The organism is Streptomyces sp. NPDC001843 (genome assembly GCF_042891955.1).
GTDB lineage: Bacteria > Actinomycetota > Actinomycetes > Streptomycetales > Streptomycetaceae > Streptomyces.
In genome coordinates, this window is sequence record NZ_JBIATQ010000009.1 from 134,353 (window position 1) to 153,964 (window position 19,612).

The 19,612-nt window shown below is 71.1% G+C and carries 18 protein-coding genes and 1 pseudogene; 9 read left to right on the top strand and 10 right to left on the bottom strand.

Features of this window, described 5'->3' with window-relative positions; all coding sequences use genetic code 11:
* Window positions 1-9 precede the first annotated feature (9 nt).
* A complete protein-coding gene (locus ACFYZQ_RS23185; RefSeq protein WP_389150760.1) occupies window positions 10-2,064 on the top strand; it encodes a fructose-specific PTS transporter subunit EIIC in 2,055 nt (684 codons plus the stop codon).
* Between the two features lie 108 nt (window positions 2,065-2,172).
* Window positions 2,173-2,424: a hypothetical protein gene (locus ACFYZQ_RS23190; protein WP_389150763.1), complete on the top strand. Its 252-nt coding sequence runs from the start codon at window positions 2,173-2,175 to the stop codon at window positions 2,422-2,424.
* 40 nt (window positions 2,425-2,464) lie between these two features.
* On the opposite strand, the gene ACFYZQ_RS23195 is transcribed toward ACFYZQ_RS23190, so the two are convergent.
* From ACFYZQ_RS23195 to ACFYZQ_RS23205, 3 genes are all read right to left on the bottom strand, one after another.
* The gene (locus ACFYZQ_RS23195) at window positions 2,465-3,211 is read right to left on the bottom strand and encodes a DUF6227 family protein (protein ID WP_389150766.1); all 747 of its coding nucleotides are present in this window, start codon (window positions 3,209-3,211) and stop codon (window positions 2,465-2,467) included.
* Between the two features lie 157 nt (window positions 3,212-3,368).
* Window positions 3,369-4,589, bottom strand: a complete 1,221-nt coding sequence (locus ACFYZQ_RS23200; RefSeq protein WP_389150769.1) for an Ig-like domain-containing protein — start codon at window positions 4,587-4,589, stop codon at window positions 3,369-3,371.
* A gap of 162 nt (window positions 4,590-4,751) precedes the next feature.
* Window positions 4,752-5,780 (bottom strand): P1 family peptidase, encoded by a 1,029-nt coding sequence (locus tag ACFYZQ_RS23205; RefSeq protein WP_389150772.1) that lies wholly within the window; start codon window positions 5,778-5,780, stop codon window positions 4,752-4,754.
* A 51-nt stretch (window positions 5,781-5,831) separates the two neighbouring features.
* Here ACFYZQ_RS23205 and ACFYZQ_RS23210 point away from each other — a divergent pair, with 51 nt between their 5' ends.
* Window positions 5,832-6,008 (top strand): hypothetical protein, encoded by a 177-nt coding sequence (locus ACFYZQ_RS23210; protein ID WP_389150775.1) that lies wholly within the window; start codon window positions 5,832-5,834, stop codon window positions 6,006-6,008.
* Between the two features lie 28 nt (window positions 6,009-6,036).
* On the opposite strand, the gene mscL is transcribed toward ACFYZQ_RS23210, so the two are convergent.
* The 6 genes from mscL to ACFYZQ_RS23240 all read right to left on the bottom strand — a co-directional run bounded on the left by mscL (window position 6,037) and on the right by ACFYZQ_RS23240 (window position 11,763).
* A complete protein-coding gene (gene mscL / locus ACFYZQ_RS23215; protein ID WP_389150778.1) occupies window positions 6,037-6,495 on the bottom strand; it encodes a large conductance mechanosensitive channel protein MscL in 459 nt (152 codons plus the stop codon).
* 102 nt (window positions 6,496-6,597) lie between these two features.
* Window positions 6,598-7,224, bottom strand: coding sequence for a hypothetical protein (locus ACFYZQ_RS23220; protein WP_389151357.1), 627 nt, complete (start codon window positions 7,222-7,224; stop codon window positions 6,598-6,600).
* 184 nt (window positions 7,225-7,408) lie between these two features.
* Window positions 7,409-8,242 (bottom strand): S-methyl-5'-thioadenosine phosphorylase, encoded by an 834-nt coding sequence (locus ACFYZQ_RS23225; protein WP_389150781.1) that lies wholly within the window; start codon window positions 8,240-8,242, stop codon window positions 7,409-7,411.
* A gap of 75 nt (window positions 8,243-8,317) precedes the next feature.
* Window positions 8,318-8,644, bottom strand: coding sequence for an FmdB family zinc ribbon protein (locus ACFYZQ_RS23230; protein WP_389150784.1), 327 nt, complete (start codon window positions 8,642-8,644; stop codon window positions 8,318-8,320).
* A gap of 67 nt (window positions 8,645-8,711) precedes the next feature.
* The gene (locus ACFYZQ_RS23235; protein WP_389150787.1) at window positions 8,712-10,007 is read right to left on the bottom strand and encodes an MFS transporter; all 1,296 of its coding nucleotides are present in this window, start codon (window positions 10,005-10,007) and stop codon (window positions 8,712-8,714) included.
* A gap of 253 nt (window positions 10,008-10,260) precedes the next feature.
* Complete coding sequence (locus tag ACFYZQ_RS23240) at window positions 10,261-11,763, bottom strand: potassium/proton antiporter (protein WP_389151360.1); 1,503 nt, start codon at window positions 11,761-11,763, stop codon at window positions 10,261-10,263.
* Window positions 11,764-12,002: 239 nt separating this feature from the next.
* Between ACFYZQ_RS23240 and ACFYZQ_RS23245 the strand changes: the two genes are divergently transcribed.
* Window positions 12,003-14,849 carry a penicillin acylase family protein gene (locus ACFYZQ_RS23245; protein ID WP_389150790.1) on the top strand — a complete coding sequence of 949 codons (2,847 nt, stop codon included), beginning with the start codon at window positions 12,003-12,005 and terminating at the stop codon, window positions 14,847-14,849.
* Between the two features lie 32 nt (window positions 14,850-14,881).
* Here the strand turns inward: ACFYZQ_RS23245 and ACFYZQ_RS23250 are convergent.
* Window positions 14,882-15,451: pseudogene (locus ACFYZQ_RS23250) on the bottom strand (5-formyltetrahydrofolate cyclo-ligase); the annotation flags it as partial.
* Between the two features lie 132 nt (window positions 15,452-15,583).
* On the opposite strand from ACFYZQ_RS23250, the gene galU reads away from it, so the two are divergent.
* From galU to ACFYZQ_RS23275, 5 genes are all read left to right on the top strand, one after another.
* Window positions 15,584-16,486, top strand: a complete 903-nt coding sequence (gene galU / locus ACFYZQ_RS23255; protein WP_389150792.1) for a UTP--glucose-1-phosphate uridylyltransferase GalU — start codon at window positions 15,584-15,586, stop codon at window positions 16,484-16,486.
* Between the two features lie 5 nt (window positions 16,487-16,491).
* Window positions 16,492-17,814: a gephyrin-like molybdotransferase Glp gene (gene glp, locus ACFYZQ_RS23260; RefSeq protein ID WP_389150795.1), complete on the top strand. Its 1,323-nt coding sequence runs from the start codon at window positions 16,492-16,494 to the stop codon at window positions 17,812-17,814.
* 64 nt (window positions 17,815-17,878) lie between these two features.
* Entirely contained in the window at window positions 17,879-18,391 is a 513-nt protein-coding gene (gene moaC, locus ACFYZQ_RS23265) for a cyclic pyranopterin monophosphate synthase MoaC (RefSeq protein WP_389150798.1), read from the top strand.
* Window positions 18,388-18,894 (top strand): molybdenum cofactor biosynthesis protein B, encoded by a 507-nt coding sequence (locus ACFYZQ_RS23270; RefSeq protein ID WP_389150801.1) that lies wholly within the window; start codon window positions 18,388-18,390, stop codon window positions 18,892-18,894. The genes moaC and ACFYZQ_RS23270 overlap by 4 nt, the downstream gene beginning before the upstream one ends.
* A gap of 20 nt (window positions 18,895-18,914) precedes the next feature.
* On the top strand, window positions 18,915-19,517 hold the full coding sequence (locus tag ACFYZQ_RS23275) for a GNAT family N-acetyltransferase (protein WP_389150804.1): 603 nt from the start codon (window positions 18,915-18,917) through the stop codon (window positions 19,515-19,517).
* The last annotated feature ends 95 nt before the right edge of the window (window positions 19,518-19,612 follow it).

Below are 19,612 nucleotides of genomic sequence, written 5' to 3' on the forward strand. Positions count from 1 at the left end.
GAGCCCGCGATGAGCGAGATGATCACCGCGGACCTGGTCGACCTCGACCTGTCCGCCGACACCAAAGAGGCGGCGGCGCGCGCCCTCGCCGAGCGCATGGTGGCCCTGGGCCGGGTGACCGACCTGGACGGCTTCCTCGCGGACGTGGCCGCCCGTGAGGCGCAGATGCCGACCGGCCTCGACGGCGGCATAGGCATCCCGCACTGCCGCAGCGAGCACGTCACCGAGCCGACCCTGGCCTTCGGGCGCAGCGCCGCCGGGATCGACTTCGGCGCGCCCGACGGACCCGCCGACCTGATCTTCCTGATCGCCGCGCCGGCCGGTGCCGACGACGCCCACCTGACGATCCTGTCCTCGCTGGCCCGGCAGCTGATGAACGCCGAGTTCACCTCCGCGCTGCGCTCGGTGGGCGACGCCGCCGCGGCGGCCGCGCTCATCCGGGGCGAGGAAGCGGCCGACGAGGCCGGCGCATCCGAAGACTCCGCTGCGGCGTCGGCGGCGGCCTCCGCCGACGCCGCAGCGGGCGGCACGGCCCCCGCCGGGACTCCCGCCGAGGAGCAGCGGCCGTTCCGAGTCGTCGCCGTCACCTCCTGTCCGACCGGCATCGCCCACACCTACATGGCGGCCGAGTCGCTGGAGACCGCCGGCCGGGAGGCGGGCGTCGAGGTCGTCGTCGAGACGCAGGGTTCGGCCGGCTTCACCCGGCTCGACCCGGCGGTGATCGCGGCGGCGGACGGCGTGATCTTCGCCCACGACGTGCCGGTGCGCGACAAGGACCGCTTCGCCGGGAAGCCGACCGTCGACGTCGGCGTGAAGGCCGGCATCAACCGGCCCGGCGAGCTGATCACCGAGGTCCGTCAGAAGGCGGAGCGCGGCGAGGTCACGGCCGCCGCCGCGCCCGGCACGCCGGTCGAGCGGGCCGGGGACGCCGGCGAGGGCTACGGCACCAAGCTGCGCAAGTGGCTGATGTCCGGCGTCAGCTACATGGTCCCGTTCGTCGCGGCCGGCGGTCTGCTGATCGCCCTGGGCTTCGCGATCGGCGGCTACCAGATCAAGTCGGCGCCCTCCGTCATGGACCACTTCGTGTGGACCCAGTCGCACAGCTGGGCGGCCCTGATGTTCCAGATCGGCGCGGTGGCGTTCGGCTTCCTCGTCCCGGTCCTGGCGGGCTACATCGCCTACGGCATGGCGGACCGGCCCGGCCTGGTCCCCGGCTTCGTGGGCGGCATGATCGCGTCCACGATCAACGCGGGATTCCTCGGCGGTCTGGCGGCCGGTCTGATCGCCGGTGGCGTGGTGATGGCCATCCAGAAGGTCCGCATCCCGGCGGCGTTGCGCGGCATCATGCCGGTGGTGGTGATCCCGCTGATCTCCTCGGCGATCGTCGGGTTCCTGATGTTCGTGGTCATCGGCAAGCCCATCGCGTCCGCACAGAAGGGCATGACCGACTGGCTGAACGGCCTCTCCGGCGCCAACGCCCTGCTGCTCGGCGCCCTGCTCGGCCTGATGATGTGCTTCGACCTCGGCGGCCCGGTCAACAAGGTCGCGTACACCTTCGCCACCGCCGGTATCGCGGTCTCCAACCCCAGTGACTCCGCGATGAAGATCATGGCGGCGGTCATGGCGGCCGGTATGGTCCCGCCGCTGGCGATGGCCCTGGCCACCACCGTCCGGGGCAAGCTCTTCACCCAGACCGAGCGGGAGAACGGCAAGGCCGCCTGGGTCCTCGGCGCCTCCTTCATCTCCGAGGGCGCGATCCCGTTCGCGGCGGCCGACCCGCTGCGGGTCATCCCGTCCTCGATGGTCGGCGGCGCGATCACCGGCGCCCTGTCGATGACGTTCGGCGCCACCCTGCGCGCCCCGCACGGCGGCATCTTCGTGGTCCCGCTGATCGGCAACGCGTTCCTCTACCTGATCGCCATCGCGGCCGGTGTGTGCGTCACCACGGCGATGGTGGTCGTCCTGAAGGGCATGCGCAAGCAGGCCGGTGAGGCCGCGGGCACCGGTGCCGCGGCCGGCGCGGCCACGGGGACGGCGGAGCGGAAGCAGCCCGTCGCGGCGTAACCGCCGTCGCTTCTTCGCCCTTTGGGATGCTGTGAGTCCTTCACGGCACCTGCGAGATACGTCACGGTCCGGGACAGAAGTCCCGGACCGTGGTGTGTACTGGGGCTTATGCCTGCGCACGTCTCGATCCACCAGCTCGTGGTGGTCACCCTCCTCGCTCTGGCGACCGCCGCCTGGGTGACCGTCGTGACGGGCGTCCTGCGCCGCCGCCGCTACGAGGCCGCCGCACGGCGCTCCGCCCGGTTCCCGCGCGCCCTCCCGGAGCAGCATCCGCACGCCCCGGAGCGGGAGTCGGTGGAACTCACCCCGGCGGAGCAGGACGCCTTCGCCGGTCTGATACGTCGGCTGCACAGGCCGTAGGCCAAGCCGCGGCGGGCTCGGCGGGCTCGGCAGGCCCGGCTCAGGCCTGCTGGGCCGCCCGCCGCTCCATGGCGTCGCGGGCCGCGTCCTCCGAGGCGTACACCTCGCACATGTGCCGTCCGTCGGGCGTCGCCGTGTGCTCGACCTCCCAGAGGGAGAGCTCCTTGCCATCGTGCAGCAGGAAGGCGTGCTCGTAGAGCGAGAAGCTGGGCGTGCCCCGGCCGGTCCGGCTCGGCCGGCCGAAGGCCTGGGTGATCTGGTGGGCGAACGCCGTGGACAGCAGCGCCACCGTCTCCTCGTCCGGCCGGTCCGCGTTCTCCGCGCGGCGCAGCAGCCGGCGCGCGTGGTCCGCCGAGTCGTCCGGGGCGTACAGGTGCCGCGGCTCCGGGATCGGTGACAGCTGGGTCAGGACCGGCAGCTCGAAGTCCGGCGTGTCCGGCGGCAGCGGCAGCCGGGACGTGGCGGCGCGCAGCTCCTCCTCGTCCACGTACACCTCGTGCTGCGGCTCGCTGCCGGGCGCGGTGTTGTGCACCAGCTCCCAGAGGGTGACCGCCGAGCCGTCGGCCAGCAGCCAGCTGTGCCGGTACGTCTCGCGGTGCAGCCCGGCGCTGTGGTGGGCGGAGTGCAGCGAACTGTCGTGCGCCAGCGGGCAGTCCAGCTGACGCAGGCACTCGTCGGGCAGCTCGAAGGAGTTCAGGGCACGGCCGAGGAGCCGCGCGAGGTGCTCCTCTGGAGACTCGGGCGACTCGGCTGGTTCGTACGCTGCCGTCTCGTACGGAACGCTCAAGGCTTCTCCCGGCGTTGCTGCATGTCACCTTGTGGGTGCATACCGTAGCCCCTCGGTCGGACATCATGTCCGGGAACCGAGAAAACGTATGCTTGGGAAACGCGCGGGCCGCGCGGAAAATTCCCGCACGGCCCGAGTTCCCCTCAAAGACCGCCGGTCAGGCGTCACTTCCCGCGGTCCACTCGCTCCAGGACATGTTCCAGCCGTTGAGCCCGTTGTCCGGGGCGACCGTCTTGTCCGGGGAGTTCTTGACGATCACGACGTCGCCGACGAGGGAGTTGTCGTAGAACCACTTGGCGGTCGTGGCGCCCTGGGCGCCCTGCACGTCCGCGAGCCCCACGCAGCCGTGGCTGGTGCCCGTGCGCCCGAACGGCGGATTTCCCTTGTCGTACCAGTAGTTGCCGTGGACGAAGGTGCCGGACTGGGTCAGGCGCATCGCATGCGGCACGTCCGGGATGTCGTACTCGCCGCCGAAGCCGACCGTCGAACCGTTCATACGGGTCTGCGTGAACTTCTCGGAGATCACCATCTGCCCGTTGTACGTGGTGTGCTCCGGGCTGCCCGCCGAGATCGGGACCGACCTCAGGGTCTTGCCGTCGCGGACCACGGTCATGGTCTGCGTGTTGACGTCGACGGTCGAGACCTGCGAGCGGCCGACGGTGAAGGTCACCGTCTTCTTCTGCACGCCGTAGACGCCGTTCGCGCCCTGGACACCGTCCAAGTCGATCTTCATCGTGACCTTGGAGCCGGCCTTCCAGTACTCCTGGGGCCGGAAGTCGAGCCGCTGCGCGCCGAACCAGTGCCCCACCACCTGCTGCCCGCTGCTGGAGGTGACGGTGATGTGCGACCGGACGGCCTTCTTGTCGGTGATGGCCTTGTCGAAGGTGAAGGACACCGGCATCCCGGCGCCCACCGTGGCGCCGTTGTCCGGCGTGTAGGTGCCGATGAAACTGTTCGACGTCGAGACGGTCGTGAAGATGGAGTTGGCGGCGGCCGTGCGCCCGCTGCCGTCCTTCGCGGTCGCCGATATCTGGTACTTCGTCCCGCGCTCCAGCTGCCCCTTCGGCTTCCAGCTGCTGCCGTCGGCCGTCACGGCACCCGGCACGGCCTGTCCCGACCCCGCCACGGTCATCTTCACGTCGGTCAGCTTTCCGTCGCTGACCTTCACGCCGGTGGCGTTGATGGACGCGCCGGTCGAGCCGTCCTTCGCCGAGATCACTATCTTCGCGGTCGACGTCTTGGCGGAGGTCTTGCCGCCCTTGCCGTCGCCGTTGTCGGCGCTGGCGTCACCGCCGCACGCCGTGAGGGTGAGGGCGCCGACCATCAGGGCGGCACAGGCCCCCAGTACGCGCCGCGCTGCAATGTCCGGCGTTGTCACGGGCTTCTCCAGGTTCTTGTGTGGTGCGTGATCAGCTTCGGTGTGTGATCGAAGAGGGAACCCGGGCCGGGAGGGGTTCCAGCCGTGCGCGCTGAAGGCCACCACGTGACAGAACCAGGACAATTACAGCCGCCCGCGGACCTGGAGCCGCGGAACGGGGATTCACCGGGCGCCGTACAGCTCCTCGTACGACGGCCACGACCCGCCCGGTCCGGACACCGGCTCGGCGGCGCGTACGGCGCGGGCGATCGCCCGGGTGACCAGGTCCGGGCAGGCCGCGAGGAGGGGGTTGAGCGCGAGCGGGTCCTCGCCGGCGAGCGGGCGGGCCCCCGTGGCCAGGGCGAACACGGTGTCGCCGTCGTTGAGGAGATGGACCGGCCGGACGGCGCGGGCGATGCCGTCGTGGGCCGTGCCGGCCAGCTTCTGCGCCTGCGCCTTCGACAGGTCCGCGTCGGTGGCGACCACCGCGAGCGTGGTGTTGAGCGGCGGCAGCGCGTTGCGTGCGGCGGACTCGGCGATGCGCCGGCGCGCGGCCTCGTGGACGTGCGCCTCCGGATACTCCACCCGCCCCTGGAAGAACTCCCCGTACAGCACCCCCGTTTCCGGATCCACCGCCGACCCGACGGCGTTGACCACCACCAGCGCGGCCACCGTGACTCCCGAGCCGAGCACCGTGCTCGCGGTCCCGATGCCGCCCTTGAGCGCGCCCACGACGGCGCCCGTGCCGGCGCCCACGCACCCCTGGGGCACCGGAGCGCCGGGCGCGCTCGCCGCGGCCGCCTCGACCGCCGCCCGCCCCGTGGCCGCGTCCGGCCGGGCGCGGAAGTCCCCGCCCCGACCGAGGTCGAAGACACAGGCGGCGGGCACCACCGGCACGACGTGCGCCGGATCCGCCCCGACCCGCACCCCGCGCCCGCGCTCCTCGAGCCAGGCCATCACGCCGGCCGCCGCGTCGAGCCCGTACGCGCTGCCGCCGGTCAGCACCACCGCCTCGACCTTCTGCACCATGTTGCGTGGGTCGAGCGCGTCGGTCTCCTTGGTGCCGGGGCCGCCACCGCGCACGTCCACGGCGGCGACCGCCCCGCCCTCCGGCGCCAGCACGACCGTGGTGCCGGTGAGCCGGCCGTCGCCGATCCTGGTCGCGTGCCCCACCCGGAGACCCGTGACGTCCGTCAATGCGTCAACTGTCATACGGGCCAGTCTGGCCCGGCCCGGGACACAGGGGGCCCGTACCCTGGAGGTATGAGCAGCGCCCCCGACCCCGAGCCCCGCGAGCCGAAACCCCGGCTGGTCTTCGACGACCCGTTGGACCAGCAGTCCTCGGACGACACCGACCGAGGATGGGGCGAGCGGTCGGAACCCGACGCCGCCGGTGACCTCAGGCGCTTCCTCGACGAGAAGCCGCCCCACCACCTCTGAACCGCCCCGCCGCCCGCGCGGGCGGCCGCTACCGCTCGCCGCGGTCCAGGGCCCGCTGGGCGACCAGCTCGTCGCGGATCTCCCTGAGCACGTCCAGCTCGGTCACCTGCACGACCTCCGTCGTGCCCTCCCGCGCCTTCCTGCGGGCTTCCACCCGGGCCAGGTACCTGGACATCGGCAGGACCATCAGGAAGTACACCACCGCACCGGTGATCACGAAGCTCAGGGTGGCACCGAGGACGGATCCCCACATCAGCCGGATGCCGTGTGTGCCCTTGCACGACGAGCTCAGGCACGAGCTGTAGTTGTCCAGGTTCTTCGTGCCGACCGTTCCGACCAGCGGGTTGATTATCCCCTTCACCACCGAGTTGACGATGTTCGTGAAGGCGGCGCCGATGACCACCGCGACTGCCAGATCGACGACGTTGCCGCGCATCAGGAACGTCTTGAAACCCTGCCAGACGCTCGGTTCGTTCTTCTCGATCACCTAGGGGCCTCTCTTCGCATGCACAGGCTGTGGAACAAAGCGCTCCGCAACCTACGGCACGCCCCGGTGCCCCTGTCCACCGCGATGACCCCGGCGGGCGGCTCAGCACAGGGTCACCGCCAGCCGTGCCGTCGCGCTCGCGCCGACGAGCCGTGCCGCGGTGCGACGCGGCACCGCGAGGACCACCAGCGCCCCGCTGTCGGCGGCACCGTCCAGGGCCTGCGGCACTCTAGTGACCCGGGCCCCACGGGCGACCACTCGGGCGTCACCGCCCGCGGCGGGATCCTCGGCGGCGATGACGTCGACCCGGTCACCGGGCCGCAGCAGCCGCACGGTGGCCGCGTCCGCGATCCGGACCGGAGCCGTCACCAGGCCGTCCGCGGGACGCCGTGGCACCGGGGCCGCCACCGGATGCCCACGGGCCCGCCCGGCGCGGTCCGGCTCCGGCCCGGTGCGCGGTCCGGCCGCCACCAGCGCGGCAGCGGTCACGGCGAGCCCGGCCGCCAGTGCCCGCCTGCGCTGCCGTACCAGCCGCTGCAGCTGATACCGCCCGCCGCGCACCCGCACCGGTGCGAAGTGCGGCACCTCCGACGTGGCGGGGGCGTCGGGGCCGGGCGGGTGCGGAAAGGGAAGGGCCCAGGAAGGACGGGAGGGAGAGGAGGGAGGGGAGGGAGGGGAGGGAGGGGAGGGAGGGGAGGGAGGGGAGGGAGGGGACGGCGAAGGGGACATCTGCACGGGGACCACCACCTGTGGCGAGGAGACGAGGAATCGGCCTGCGATGCCACGATGAGGCCTCGCGCCTAAGCTCGCCGGAGCCGGTGGACGACCGGCGGATTGTGGACAACCCCGCCACCCGAACGCGTACTTCCGCCACCGCGGCACCACGTCGCCCCGCCACCTTGCCGCTGCGGCACTACGGCAGCGCGAACCCCGGATCCATCCCGCCCAGCGCGTTCGCGCACAGGCAGTCCCGGCCCGCGGTGTCGGGCAGCGCCGCCACAGCGTCGAACAGCACGCCGCGCATCCGGTCCACGTTGGCCGCGAACACGCGCAGCACCTCCTCGTGGGAGACGCCCTCGCCGGTCTCCGCGCCCGCGTCGAGGTCGGTGACCAGGGTCAGCGAGGTGTAGCAGAGCTCGAGCTCACGGGCGAGCGCGGCCTCGGGGTGGCCCGTCATGCCGACCACGGACCAGCCCTGCGCCTGGTGCCACAGCGATTCCGCCCGGGTCGAGAAGCGCGGGCCCTCGACCACGACCAGCGTGCCGCCGTCCACGGGCTCCCAGTCCCGGCCGCGGGCCGCCTTCAGCGCGGCGGACCGCCCGGTGGGGCAGTACGGGTCGGCCAGCGACACGTGCACGACGTTCGGAATGGTGCCGTCCGGCAGCGGCAGCCCGTCGAAGTAGGTGTTGGCCCTGGACTTCGTGCGGTCCACCAGCTGATCCGGGACCAGCAGTGTGCCGGGCCCGTACTCGGGGCGCAGGCCGCCCACCGCACACGGACCGAGGACCTGGCGCACACCGACGGACCGCAGCGCCCAGAGGTTGGCCCGGTAGTTGATGCGGTGCGGCGGCAGATGGTGCCCGCGGCCGTGCCGGGGCAGGAACGCGATCCGTCGGCCGGCGACCTCACCGAGGAAGAGGGAGTCGCTGGGCGCCCCGTAAGGGGTGTCCACCTGGACCTCGGTCACGTCGTCGAGGAACGAGTAGAAGCCGGAGCCGCCGATTACACCGATCTCTGCGTTCGCCATGCGCAGCACACTAGTCGTACCGGCAGACGCCGAAGACCCCGCCGTCCATGACGGCAGGGTCCCGTAAGAGAAAGGTCAGGCGGCCGAGCTGCCGGCGGAGCTCGAGGCCGACGAGCCCGAACCGGACGAGGAGGACGTCGAGGACGACGAGGACGTCGAGGACGACGAGCCGGAAGCGGTCGACGAACCCGACGACTTCGAGGCCGGGCTGCTGCTCGACGAGGAGCCGCGGCTGTCGTTGCGGTAGAAGCCGGAGCCCTTGAAGACGATGCCGACCGCGGAGAACACCTTCTTCAGGCGGCCACCGCAGTTGGGGCACTCGGTCAGGGCGTCGTCGGTGAACTTCTGCACCGCCTCGAGGCCCTCGCCGCACTCGGTGCACTGGTACTGGTAGGTCGGCACTGTCTTCCTCCTGGCACTCTCACTCGATGAGTGCTAACGACGATCCATAGTGACGTATTCCCGGGGATCAGTCCACCGTGACCGGCGCGCGGTGACCCACGCCACGTGCGACCGTCCGGTTGACGGACCGGGTGGCCAGCAGCGACCGCAGCGCCACCAGGGTCGCCAGGGCCAGCAGGGTGCCGGCCGCCGGCACCAGGAAACCGGCGCCGTCCCACAGGCGGTCCTCCAACTGCCCGGCGACGGTGACGGCGGCCGCCTGACCGAGTGCGACCGCACCGGTCAGCCAGGTGAAGGCCTCGGTGCGGGCCGCCGCCGGGACCAGGCTCTCGACCAGGGTGTAGCCGGTGATCAGGGCGGGTGCGATGCACATGCCGACCAGCAGGCCGAGCCCGGCGAGGAGGAGCACCGAGTGGGCCGTCCACAGGGCGGAAGCGGTCAGCGCGAGCGCCGCGTAGCCGACGACCAGGCGGTGCTGCGGGGCGGTCTTCCACGCGAGCGCACCGCAGACGAGACCGGAGAGCATGTTGCCCGCGGCGAAGGTGCCGTACAGGACGCCGTTCAGGCCCGGCTCGCCGATCGACTCGGTGAACGCGGCGAGCCCGACCTGCATACCGCCGAAGACCGTGCCGATGCCGAGGAACGTCACGACCAGGACGCGCACTCCGGGGACGCGCAGTGCGGAGACGTGCTTCACGCGCGCGTGCCCGGCGTCCGCGCCCACGGCGGGCTGGGTGCCCTTGCTCGCGGCGAACAGCAGACCGCCCACCAGTGTCAGCCCCGCCTCGGTGACCAGGCCCGCCGCCGGGGCCACGGTGGTGCACAGGGCGGTCGCCAGCAGCGGGCCGACGACGAAGGTCAGCTCGTCCGTGACGGACTCGAAGGCCGCCGCCGTGGACATCAGGGGCGAGTCCTGCAGCTTCACGCCCCAGCGGGCGCGCACCATCGGCCCGATCTGCGGTACCGAGGCACCGGTCGGAACGGCCGCGGCGAACAGTGCCCACAGGGGCGCGTGGGCCAGGGCGAGCGCGGTCAGGGCCAGGGCCGAAAGGGCGTGCACGAGGACCCCGGGGACCAGTACCGCGCGCTGGCCGTAACGGTCGGCGAGGCGGCCGCTGTAGGGCGCGAACAACGCCATGGACACACCGGTGGCGGCCGCGGCGGCGCCGGCCGCTCCGTACGAGCCCGTGGTGTGCTGCACGAGGAGCACGATGGACAGGGTGAGCATCGCGAACGGCTGGCGTGCCGCGAAGCCGGGGAGCAGGAACGTCCAGGCGCCGCGGGTGCGCAGCAGTCGCCCGTATCCGGGGCGGGAGGAAGCCGGCGAGGTGCTCGACGGCTCGGTGGTGACCGTGGACTCCACGGCCCGTGCCTTTCTGCCGCCTGGTAGCGCTGCCCCTCATCCCGTCGGGGGGCGCCGAGAGCTGTCCTCTTGCGCGGAACTGCGGTAGATACCGGCACCCGTGATCAGGGTGTCCCGGCCGCCATACGGTCGCGCCAGCTCTGCATCAGGCAGAGTTGGTTCGATCAAGGTTGCATACAGCCTTCGTATACAGCCTTCATCGTACAGGGATCAAGCGGCGCACGGCTGTGAAGAAGAGCACCGTGCCCCGCTCTCACCTGGGATTCGCGCCGTTCATCCCCAGCCAGCCGGCGAGCTTGCCGCCCCTCGCGACCGCGCGCAGGCGCCGTTCCGCCGCGTCCCGGACCGGGTCGGTGGCGACCACGAGCAGTTCGTCCCCGTGCCGCAGCACCGTGGTGGGCAGCGGAACAAACGATTTTCCCTCGCGGACGACGAGAGTCACGGCGGCTCCGGCCGGCATGCGCAGCTCGTGCACCTCGACACCGTGCATCCGCGAGCCCTCGGGGACCGCCACCGACAGCAGGTGACCGCGCAGCCGCTCCAGGGGCGCCGACTCGATGCCGAGGTCGGCGGCCTCGGTGCCGTCGCCGAGCCGCAGCGCGCGCGCCAGCCAGGGCAGCGTCGGGCCCTGGACGAGGGTGTAGACGACCACCAGGACGAAGACGATGTTGAAGATGCGTCGGCTGCCTTCCACGCCGTTCACCATGGGGATCGTCGCCAGGATGATGGGCACCGCGCCGCGCAGCCCGGCCCAGGACATCAGGGCCTGCTCCGGCCAGGGCACCCGGAACGGCGTCAGGCTGAGCACCACGCTCAGCGGACGCGCCACCATGGTGAGCCCCAGACCGATGAGGAGCGCGGGCACGACGTCGTCGCCCAGCTCGTGCGGGGTGACCAGCAGACCGAGCAGGACGAACATGCCGATCTGGGCGATCCAGCCGAGCCCCTCGGCGAAGCCGCGCGTGGCGGGCCAGTGCGGCAGTCTGGCGTTTCCCAGGACCATGGAGGCGAGGTAGACGGCGAGGAAGCCACTGCCGTGCGCCAGGGCGCCTTCCGCGTAGGCGGTGACCGCGATGGCCATCACGGCGATCGGGTAGAGGCCCGAGGCGGGCAGCGCCACATGCCTGAGGCCCCAGGCGCCGAGCCAGCCCACCGTGAGGCCGACGGCCGCGCCGATGGCCAGTTCCAGGGCTATCTCGCCCACCAGCACGTACCAGTGTTCGACCGGGCCCGCCGTGGAGAAGGCGACGACCAGGATGACCACAGGGGCGTCGTTGAAGCCCGACTCCGCCTCCAGCGTGCCCGTCACGCGCGCGGGCAGTGGGATCCGCCGCAGCACCGAGAAGACCGCCGCCGCGTCCGTGGAGGACACCACCGCCCCGATGATGAGCGCCTGCCGCCACTCCAGCCCGACCAGGTAGTGCGCGGCCGCCGCCGTGACGCCGACGCTCACCGCGACCCCCGCCAGCGCCAGGGTGGCGGCGGCCGGCAGGGCGGGTCTGATCTCCTGCCACTTCGTGCCCAGACCGCCCTCGGCGAGGATCACGACCAGGGCCGCGTAGCCGATGACCTGGGTCAGCTGGGCGTTGTTGAAGTGGATGTCCCCGATGCCGTCCTGGCCCATGAGGACGCCGATCGCCAGGTACACGAGCAGGCTGGGGAGCCCGCTGCGCGAGGAGATCCGGACCGCCGCGACGGCGACGAGCAGGACGAGGGAGCAGACGAGCAGGAGCTGGTCGAGGTGGTGGACGGACAGAGGCGGTTCCTCCCTTGGGCCCGGAAGGCGGGTTCCCGGCCAGTTTTCCGGTCGACTTCTGTGGTTACTTCGTTAGCTTACCTAATTCTTGACGATTTCTTGACGATCCACAAGGCAAGATCGAACGTCCGTCCGTGCCTGGACCCGACACCGCGTCAAGAGGCACCGGGCCCTGCGCCTATGGTTGCTCCAGCACTCCAGTACCGCCTGCCGCTCGCGTTAGGACAGCAAGGACAGCGATGCCCCCCAATACCACCGCCTCATCGGGTGACAAGCCCGGCAAGTCCGGCAGGAAGAAGGGGCGCAAAGCCCGTCTTATCGTGCTCGTCCTGGTGTTGGCCATCATCGGAGGCATCGCCTACGGGGCCTACTGGTCCATCAGCACCGTGCGCGCCTCCTTCCCGCAGACCAAGGGATCCATCACACTCGACGGCCTCTCCGGGCCCGTCGACGTGAAGCGGGACGGCTACGGCATCCCGCAGATCTACGCCTCGTCCGACGAGGACCTGTTCATGGCGCAGGGGTTCGTCCAGGCGCAGGACCGGTTCTACGAGATGGACGTGCGCCGCCACATGACCTCCGGCCGCCTGTCCGAGATGTTCGGCAAGGGCCAGGTCAAGAACGACGCGTTCCTGCGCACCATGGGCTGGGACCGCGTCGCCAAGCAGGAGTACGACACCAAGCTGTCGGCCGCCACGAAGAAGTACCTCCAGGCCTACGCCAAGGGGGTCAACGCCTACCTCCAGGGCAAGGACGGCAAGGACATCTCCCTGGAGTACGCGGCCCTGGGCTTCACCAACGACTACAAGCCGGAGAAGTGGACCCCGGTCGACTCGATCTCCTGGCTCAAGGCGATGGCCTGGGACCTGCGCGGCAACATGCAGGACGAGATCGACCGCGCCCTGATGACGAGCCGCCTCGGCCCCCAGCAGATCGCCGACCTGTACCCGGACTACCCGTACAAGCGCAACAAGACGATCGTCCAGGAGGGCCAGTACAACGAGCTCACCAAGGCGTTCGAGCAGGGCAGCGGGACCACGGGCAGCGGTACGACGGGCAGCGGTACGACGGGCAGCGGTACGACGGGCAGCGGTACGACGGGCAGCGGTACGACGGGCAGCGGTACGACGGGAACGACCGGCACCACCTCGTCCGGCACCGCGTCCGGCACCTCGTCCGGTTCGGCCGTCACGAGCCAGCTCGAGGGCCTGTACCACGTCCTCGACGACGTCCCCACGGCCGTAGGCGTGAACGGTCAGGGCATCGGCTCGAACTCCTGGGTGGTCGGCGGGCAGCACACCATCAGCGGCAAGCCGCTGCTGGCCAACGACCCGCACCTGTCGGCCTCGCTGCCCTCCGTCTGGTACCAGATGGGCCTGCACTGCCGGACCGTCTCCAGCAAGTGCCAGTACGACGTCAGCGGCTACACCTTCGCGGGCATGCCCGGCGTGATAATCGGCCACAACGCCGACATCGCGTGGGGCATGACCAACTCCGGGGTCGACGTCACCGACCTCTACCTCGAGAAGCTCAGCGGCGACGGCTACCTGTACGACGGCAAGGTCCGGCCCTTCACGACCCGCGAGGAGACCATCAAGGTCGCCGGCGGCTCGTCCAAGAAGATCGTCGTCCGCCAGACCGAGGACGGTATGCCCCTGCTGTCCGACCGTGACGACGAACTCGTCCAGGTCGGCAAGAAGGCCACCGTCGACACCGCCGCCCCCGACCGCGGCGACGGCTACGGCATCGCCCTGAAGTGGACCGCGCTCCAGCCGGGCACCTCCATGGACGCCGTCTTCGCCATGGACAGGGCGTCGAACTGGAGCGACTTCCGGTCGGCGGCCGCGCTGTTCGACGTGCCCTCGCAGAACCTGGTCTACGCCGACACCAAGAACCACATCGGCTACACGCTGCCCGGAAAGATCCCCACGCGCGCGAAGGGCGACGACGGCTCCATCCCGGCACCCGGCTGGAACTCCAAGTACAGGTGGACCGGCTACATCAAGCAGGACGAGCTGCCCTACGAGTTCGACCCGAAGCGCGGCTACATCGTCACCGCCAACCAGGCCGTCGTCGACAAGGACAAGTACCCCTACACGCTCACCACGGACTGGGGCTACGGCACCCGGAGCCAGCGGATCACCGATCTGATCGAGTCGAAGATCAAGGGCGGCGGCAAGATCTCGACCGACGACATGCGCCAGATGCAGATGGACGACAGCAGCGAGATCGCCAAGCTGCTGGTGCCCTACCTGCTGAAGATCAATTTGAAGGACAAGGACGTCCGCGAGGCGCAGAAGCTCCTCGAGGGCTGGGACTACACCCAGGACGCCGACTCCGCGGCGGCCGCCTACTTCAACGCGGTCTGGCGCAACATCCTCAAGCTGGCCTTCGGCAACAAGCTGCCCAAGGAACTGCGGGTCGAAGGCCAGTGCCTGTGGGTGGACAAGACCGACTCGACCGGGCCGGTGGACGACGAGACCAAGGTGCGCGAGTGCGGCGAGCGTGCCGCCGACCAGGCGCAACCGGACGGCGGCGACCGCTGGTTCGAGGTGGTGCGCAACCTCATGGACAAGCAGAACAGCGACTGGTGGAAGACGCCCAAGTCGGGCATCCGCACGGGCACGGACAACCGGGACCAGTTGTTCGAGCGCGCCATGGTCGACGCCCGCTGGGAGCTGACCGCCAAGCTCGGCAAGGACATCGACAGCTGGAGCTGGGGCAGGCTGCACCGCCTGTTCCTGAAGAACCAGACCCTGGGCACCGACGGCCCCGGCATCATCAAGTACGTCCTCAACCGCGGCCCGTGGAAGCTCAGCGGCGGCGAGGCGACGGTCGACGCGACCGGCTGGAACGCGGCCGGCGGCTACGGCGTGGTGTGGGTGCCGTCGATGCGGATGGTGGTCAACCTCGGCGACCTCGACAAGTCGAAGTGGATCAACCTCACCGGCGCCTCGGGCCACGCCTACAGCGCCCACTACACCGACCAGACCGGCAAGTGGGTCAAGGGGGAGCTCCTGCCGTGGTCCTTCTCGGACAAGGCGGTCGACGGCAGCACCAGCGACACGCTCGTGCTGAAGCCGTGAGCACCGGGACCGGACAGTGAAACGGCCCGCCCGAAGCGCCGCACCCCCGACGGCGTCACCACCGCGTGCACCGGCCGGTCGTGCGGCTCCTCGGGGACGCGCTCGACGACCTCCCGGTCGTACAGCAGCACCACCAGCGCCGGGTCCGCACCCGAACGTTCCAGTCGTTCCAGGACACGGTCGTACGACCCTCCGCCGCGCCCCAGCCGCATCCCGCGCGCGTCCACCGCCAGCCCGGGCAGCAGGACGGCGTCGGCGGCCGTCACCGCGTCCGGGCCGAGGCGTTCGCCGGCGGGCTCCAGGAGTGCCATCCGACCGCTGTGCCGGACGCTCACGAGGGAGTCCGGCCCGGCGTACACGCCCCAGTCGAGATCGTTGTCCGGCAGCAGTACGGGCAGGAGTACGCGCACGTCCCGCGCCCGCAGCGCGTCGAGCAGAGCGAGGGTGCCGGGTTCGCCGCCCACGGAGACGTACGCGGCCACCACGCGCGCGTGCGCCAGTTCCGCCAACTCCAGGGCATGCCCGGCCAGCGCGGCGGCGGCCTCCCGTACGTCACCGGGCGTCAACCTGCTTCTCACCGTGAGGAGCTCTCGCCGCAACATTCGCTTGTCAGCCTCGGACTGACGTTTCGCGTCGTCCACAAGTGGTTTCCGCGCCTTTCTCATTGCGCTCATATGAGAGCCAACCGGCCGGAGCCACAGTTTTCCCACAAAGGCACCGGATAAGGTTCGGGCATGACTCAGTCGCACCCCAGGATCAGCAAGGCTGTCATCCCCGCAGCAGGCCTCGGCACCCGGTTCCTGCCGGCCACCAAAGCCACTCCCAAGGAGATGCTGCCGGTCGTGGACAAGCCCGCGATCCAGTATGTGGTCGAGGAGGCGGTGTCGGCGGGGCTCGACGACGTCCTCATGATCACCGGACGCAACAAGCGTCCCCTGGAGGACCACTTCGACCGCAACTACGAGCTGGAATCGGCCCTTCAGAAGAAGGGTGACGCCGGCCGGCTCGCCAAGGTCCAGGCGTCCAGCGACCTCGCCACCATGCACTACGTGCGTCAGGGCGACCCCAGGGGCCTCGGCCACGCGGTCCTGTGCGCCGCTCCGCACGTCGGGCACGAGCCCTTCGCCGTCCTGCTCGGCGACGACCTGATCGACCCCCGCGACCCGCTCCTGCAGCGCATGATCGAGGTACAGGAGCGGAACGGCGGCAGCGTGATCGCGCTCATGGAGGTCGCGCCCGAGCAGATCCACCTCTACGGCTGCGCGGCCGTGGAGGCCACCGAGGACGGCGACGTGGTGAAGGTGACCGGCCTGGTGGAGAAGCCGGACGCCGCGGACGCACCGTCCAACTACGCGGTCATCGGCCGGTACGTCCTCGACCCGCACGTCTTCGACATCCTGCGCAAGACCGAGCCCGGCCGCGGTGGCGAGATCCAGCTCACCGACGCGCTCCAGCAGATGGCCAACGACGAGAAGGCCGGCGGCCCCGTGCACGGCGTCGTCTTCAAGGGCCGCCGCTACGACACCGGCGACCGCGGCGACTATCTGCGTGCCATTGTCAGGCTCGCGTGCGAACGTGAAGACCTGGGCCCGGACTTCCGGACCTGGCTTCGCAGCTTCGTAGCCGAGGAGATGTAGCAGAGTTGAGCAGCCCCGCGACCCGCCCCGCCGCCCCCGACCGCCTGTGGTCGGTGGACGAGCACCTGGAGGACATCCTCGCCACCGTCCGTCCTTTGGAACCCATCGAGCTGCAACTGCTCGACGCCCAGGGCTGTGTCCTGGTCGACGACGTCACGGTGCCGGTCTCGCTGCCGCCGTTCGACAACAGCTCCATGGACGGGTACGCGGTGCGGGTCGCGGACGTAGCGGGCGCGGGCGAGGAGTTCCCAGCCGTCCTGGAGGTCGTCGGGGACGTCGCCGCCGGCGCCGCCGAGCTGACCCCCGTCGGCCCGGGACAGGCCGCCCGGATCATGACCGGCGCCCCGCTGCCGCCCGGCGCCGAGACCGTCGTCCCCGTCGAGTGGACCGACGGCGGGCTCGGCGAGGGCCCGGTCGGGGGGATGCGCGCCCGCAGCCTGGCCCCCGAGGGCGCCCGCGGGCACGTGCGCGTGTACCGACCGGCGGAGGCACGCGCGCACGTGCGCGCGCAAGGCAGCGACGTGAAGGCCGGTGACCGCGCGCTGGAGGCCGGCACCGTCCTCGGCCCGCCGCAGATCGCGCTGCTGGCAGCGATCGGGCGCGGCACGGTCCGGGTGCGCCCCCGCCCGCGCGTGGTGGTGCTGTCCACCGGCAGCGAACTCGTCCAGCCCGGTGAGCCGCTGGGCAGCGGCCAGATCTACGACTCCAACAGTTTCGCCCTCACCGCGGCCGCCCGGGACGCGGGCGCCATCGCCTACCGGGTGGGCGCCGTCGTCGACGACGCCGAGACCCTCCGGACCACCATCGAGGACCAGCTCGTCCGCGCCGACCTGATGGTCACCACGGGCGGGGTCAGCGTCGGAGCGTACGACGTGGTCAAGGAGGCGCTGCAGCACGTCGGCGACGCGGAGGAGCCGGGCAGCGGGGTGGAGTTCCGCAAGCTCGCCATGCAGCCCGGCAAGCCCCAGGGCTTCGGCTCCATCGGCCCCGACCACACGCCGCTGCTGGCCCTGCCCGGCAACCCGGTGTCGTCGTACGTGTCCTTCGAGCTGTTCGTCCGCCCCGCCATCCGCACCCTGATGGGGCTGGAGGACGTGCGCCGGCCCACGACCAGGGCGGTGCTGAAGGCCGCGGAGCCGCTGAGCTCGCCGAAGGGGCGCCGCCAGTTCCTGCGCGGGGCGTACGCCGACGGCGAGGTGACCCCCGTGGGCGGTGCCGGATCACACCTGATCGCGGCCCTGGCACAGGCGGACGCGCTGATCGTCGTCCCCGAGGACGTGGAGAGCGTGGAGCCCGGCACCGAGGTCGAGGTGGTCCTGCTCGGCTGAGCGGGGCCGGCCCACGGTACCGTGTCGCGCACAACAGGCCCGGACCGAAAGCGCCGCACCCACCATGACTGTGCCTTCCCGGGGGGAGACCCCCGGACCCTCTGAGCAGGACCGACTGACGCACATCGACGACGCGGGCGCCGCACGCATGGTCGACGTGTCGGACAAGGACGTGACGGCGCGCACCGCCCGCGCCAGCGGCCGGGTCCTCGTCTCCCCGCGCGTGGTCGAGCTGTTGCGCGGCGAGGGAGTTCCCAAGGGCGACGCCCTCGCCACCGCGCGCATCGCGGGGATCATGGGGGCCAAGCGCACCCCGGACCTGATTCCGCTGTGCCACCCGTTGTCGGTGTCGGGTGTGAAACTGGACTTGTCGGTCGCGGACGACGCCGTAGAGATCCGGGCCACCGTGAAGACCACGGACCGCACGGGTGTCGAGATGGAGGCCCTCACCGCCGTGTCGGTCGCCGCGCTCACCGTGATCGACATGGTCAAGGCGGTCGACAAGGGAGCGGTCATCACGGACGTACGGGTGGAGGAGAAGACGGGCGGCAAGTCGGGCGACTGGAGCCGGTCATGACGTACCGGGCCCTCGTGGTCACGGCGTCCAACCGGGCCGCGGCCGGGGTGTACGAGGACAGGGGCGGCCCGCTGGTCGCCGACGGCCTGAAGCGGTTCGGGTTCGACGTCGACGGGCCGCGGGTCGTCCCGGACGGCGATCCGGTGGAGGTGGCCCTGCGCGCCGCGGTGGAGGCGGGGTACGAGGTCGTCGTGACCACCGGCGGCACCGGCGTCTCGCCCACGGACCGCACGCCCGAGGCGACGCGCCGGGTGATCGACTACGAGGTGCCGGGCATCGCGGAGGCGATCCGGGCGTTCGGCCGGGACAAGGTGCCGACGGCGGCGCTGTCGCGGGGCCTGGCGGGGGTTGCGGGCGGCACGCTGATCGTCAACCTGCCGGGGTCCACGGGCGGGGTGAAGGACGGACTGGCCGTCCTGGAACCCCTCCTGGCGCACGCCGTCGACCAGATCCGGGGCGGCGACCACACCAGACCCGGCGCCGGCAGTGGGGGTGCGAGCTGAACAGTCCATCCTGGCCCGCCGTGCTGACGGACGGCGACATCGTCCTCAGGCCGATAAGGCTGCGCGACCAACGGGCGTGGCGCGAGGTGAACCGGCGCAACCGGGAGTGGCTGCGCCCCTGGGAGGCGACGATTCCGCCGCCCACGCCCACCGGTCCGGTCGCACACCGGCCGACCTACCGGCAGATGGTCCGTCACCTCAGGTCGGAGGCGAACGCGGGCCGGATGCTGCCGTTCGTCATCGAGTACCAGGGGCGCATGGTCGGCCAGTTGACGGTGGCCGGGATCACCTGGGGATCGATGTGCTCGGGGCACGTGGGCTACTGGGTGGACCAGTCGGTGGCCGGCCGCGGGGTGATGCCGACGGCCGTGGCGCTCGTCGTCGACCACTGTTTCCGTACGGTGGGACTGCACCGTATCGAGGTCTGCATTCGCCCCGAGAACGGGCCCAGCCGCCGGGTCGTGGAGAAACTCGGATTCCGCGAGGAGGGCCTCAGACCCCGTTATCTCCACATCGACGGGGCCTGGCGGGACCACCTGGTCTTCGCGCTGACCGCGGAAGAGGTGCCCGAGGGGCTGCTCACGCGCTGGCGGCGCGCACGCTCGCGGAACGCCTCCAATTGAATAGGCCCCGCTGTAAGGCCGCCCACTTAATCGAATAGCCGTTCGAAATTGATCAGTTGATCCCAACGGGCGCAAAAAAAGCTGGAAATATCAGC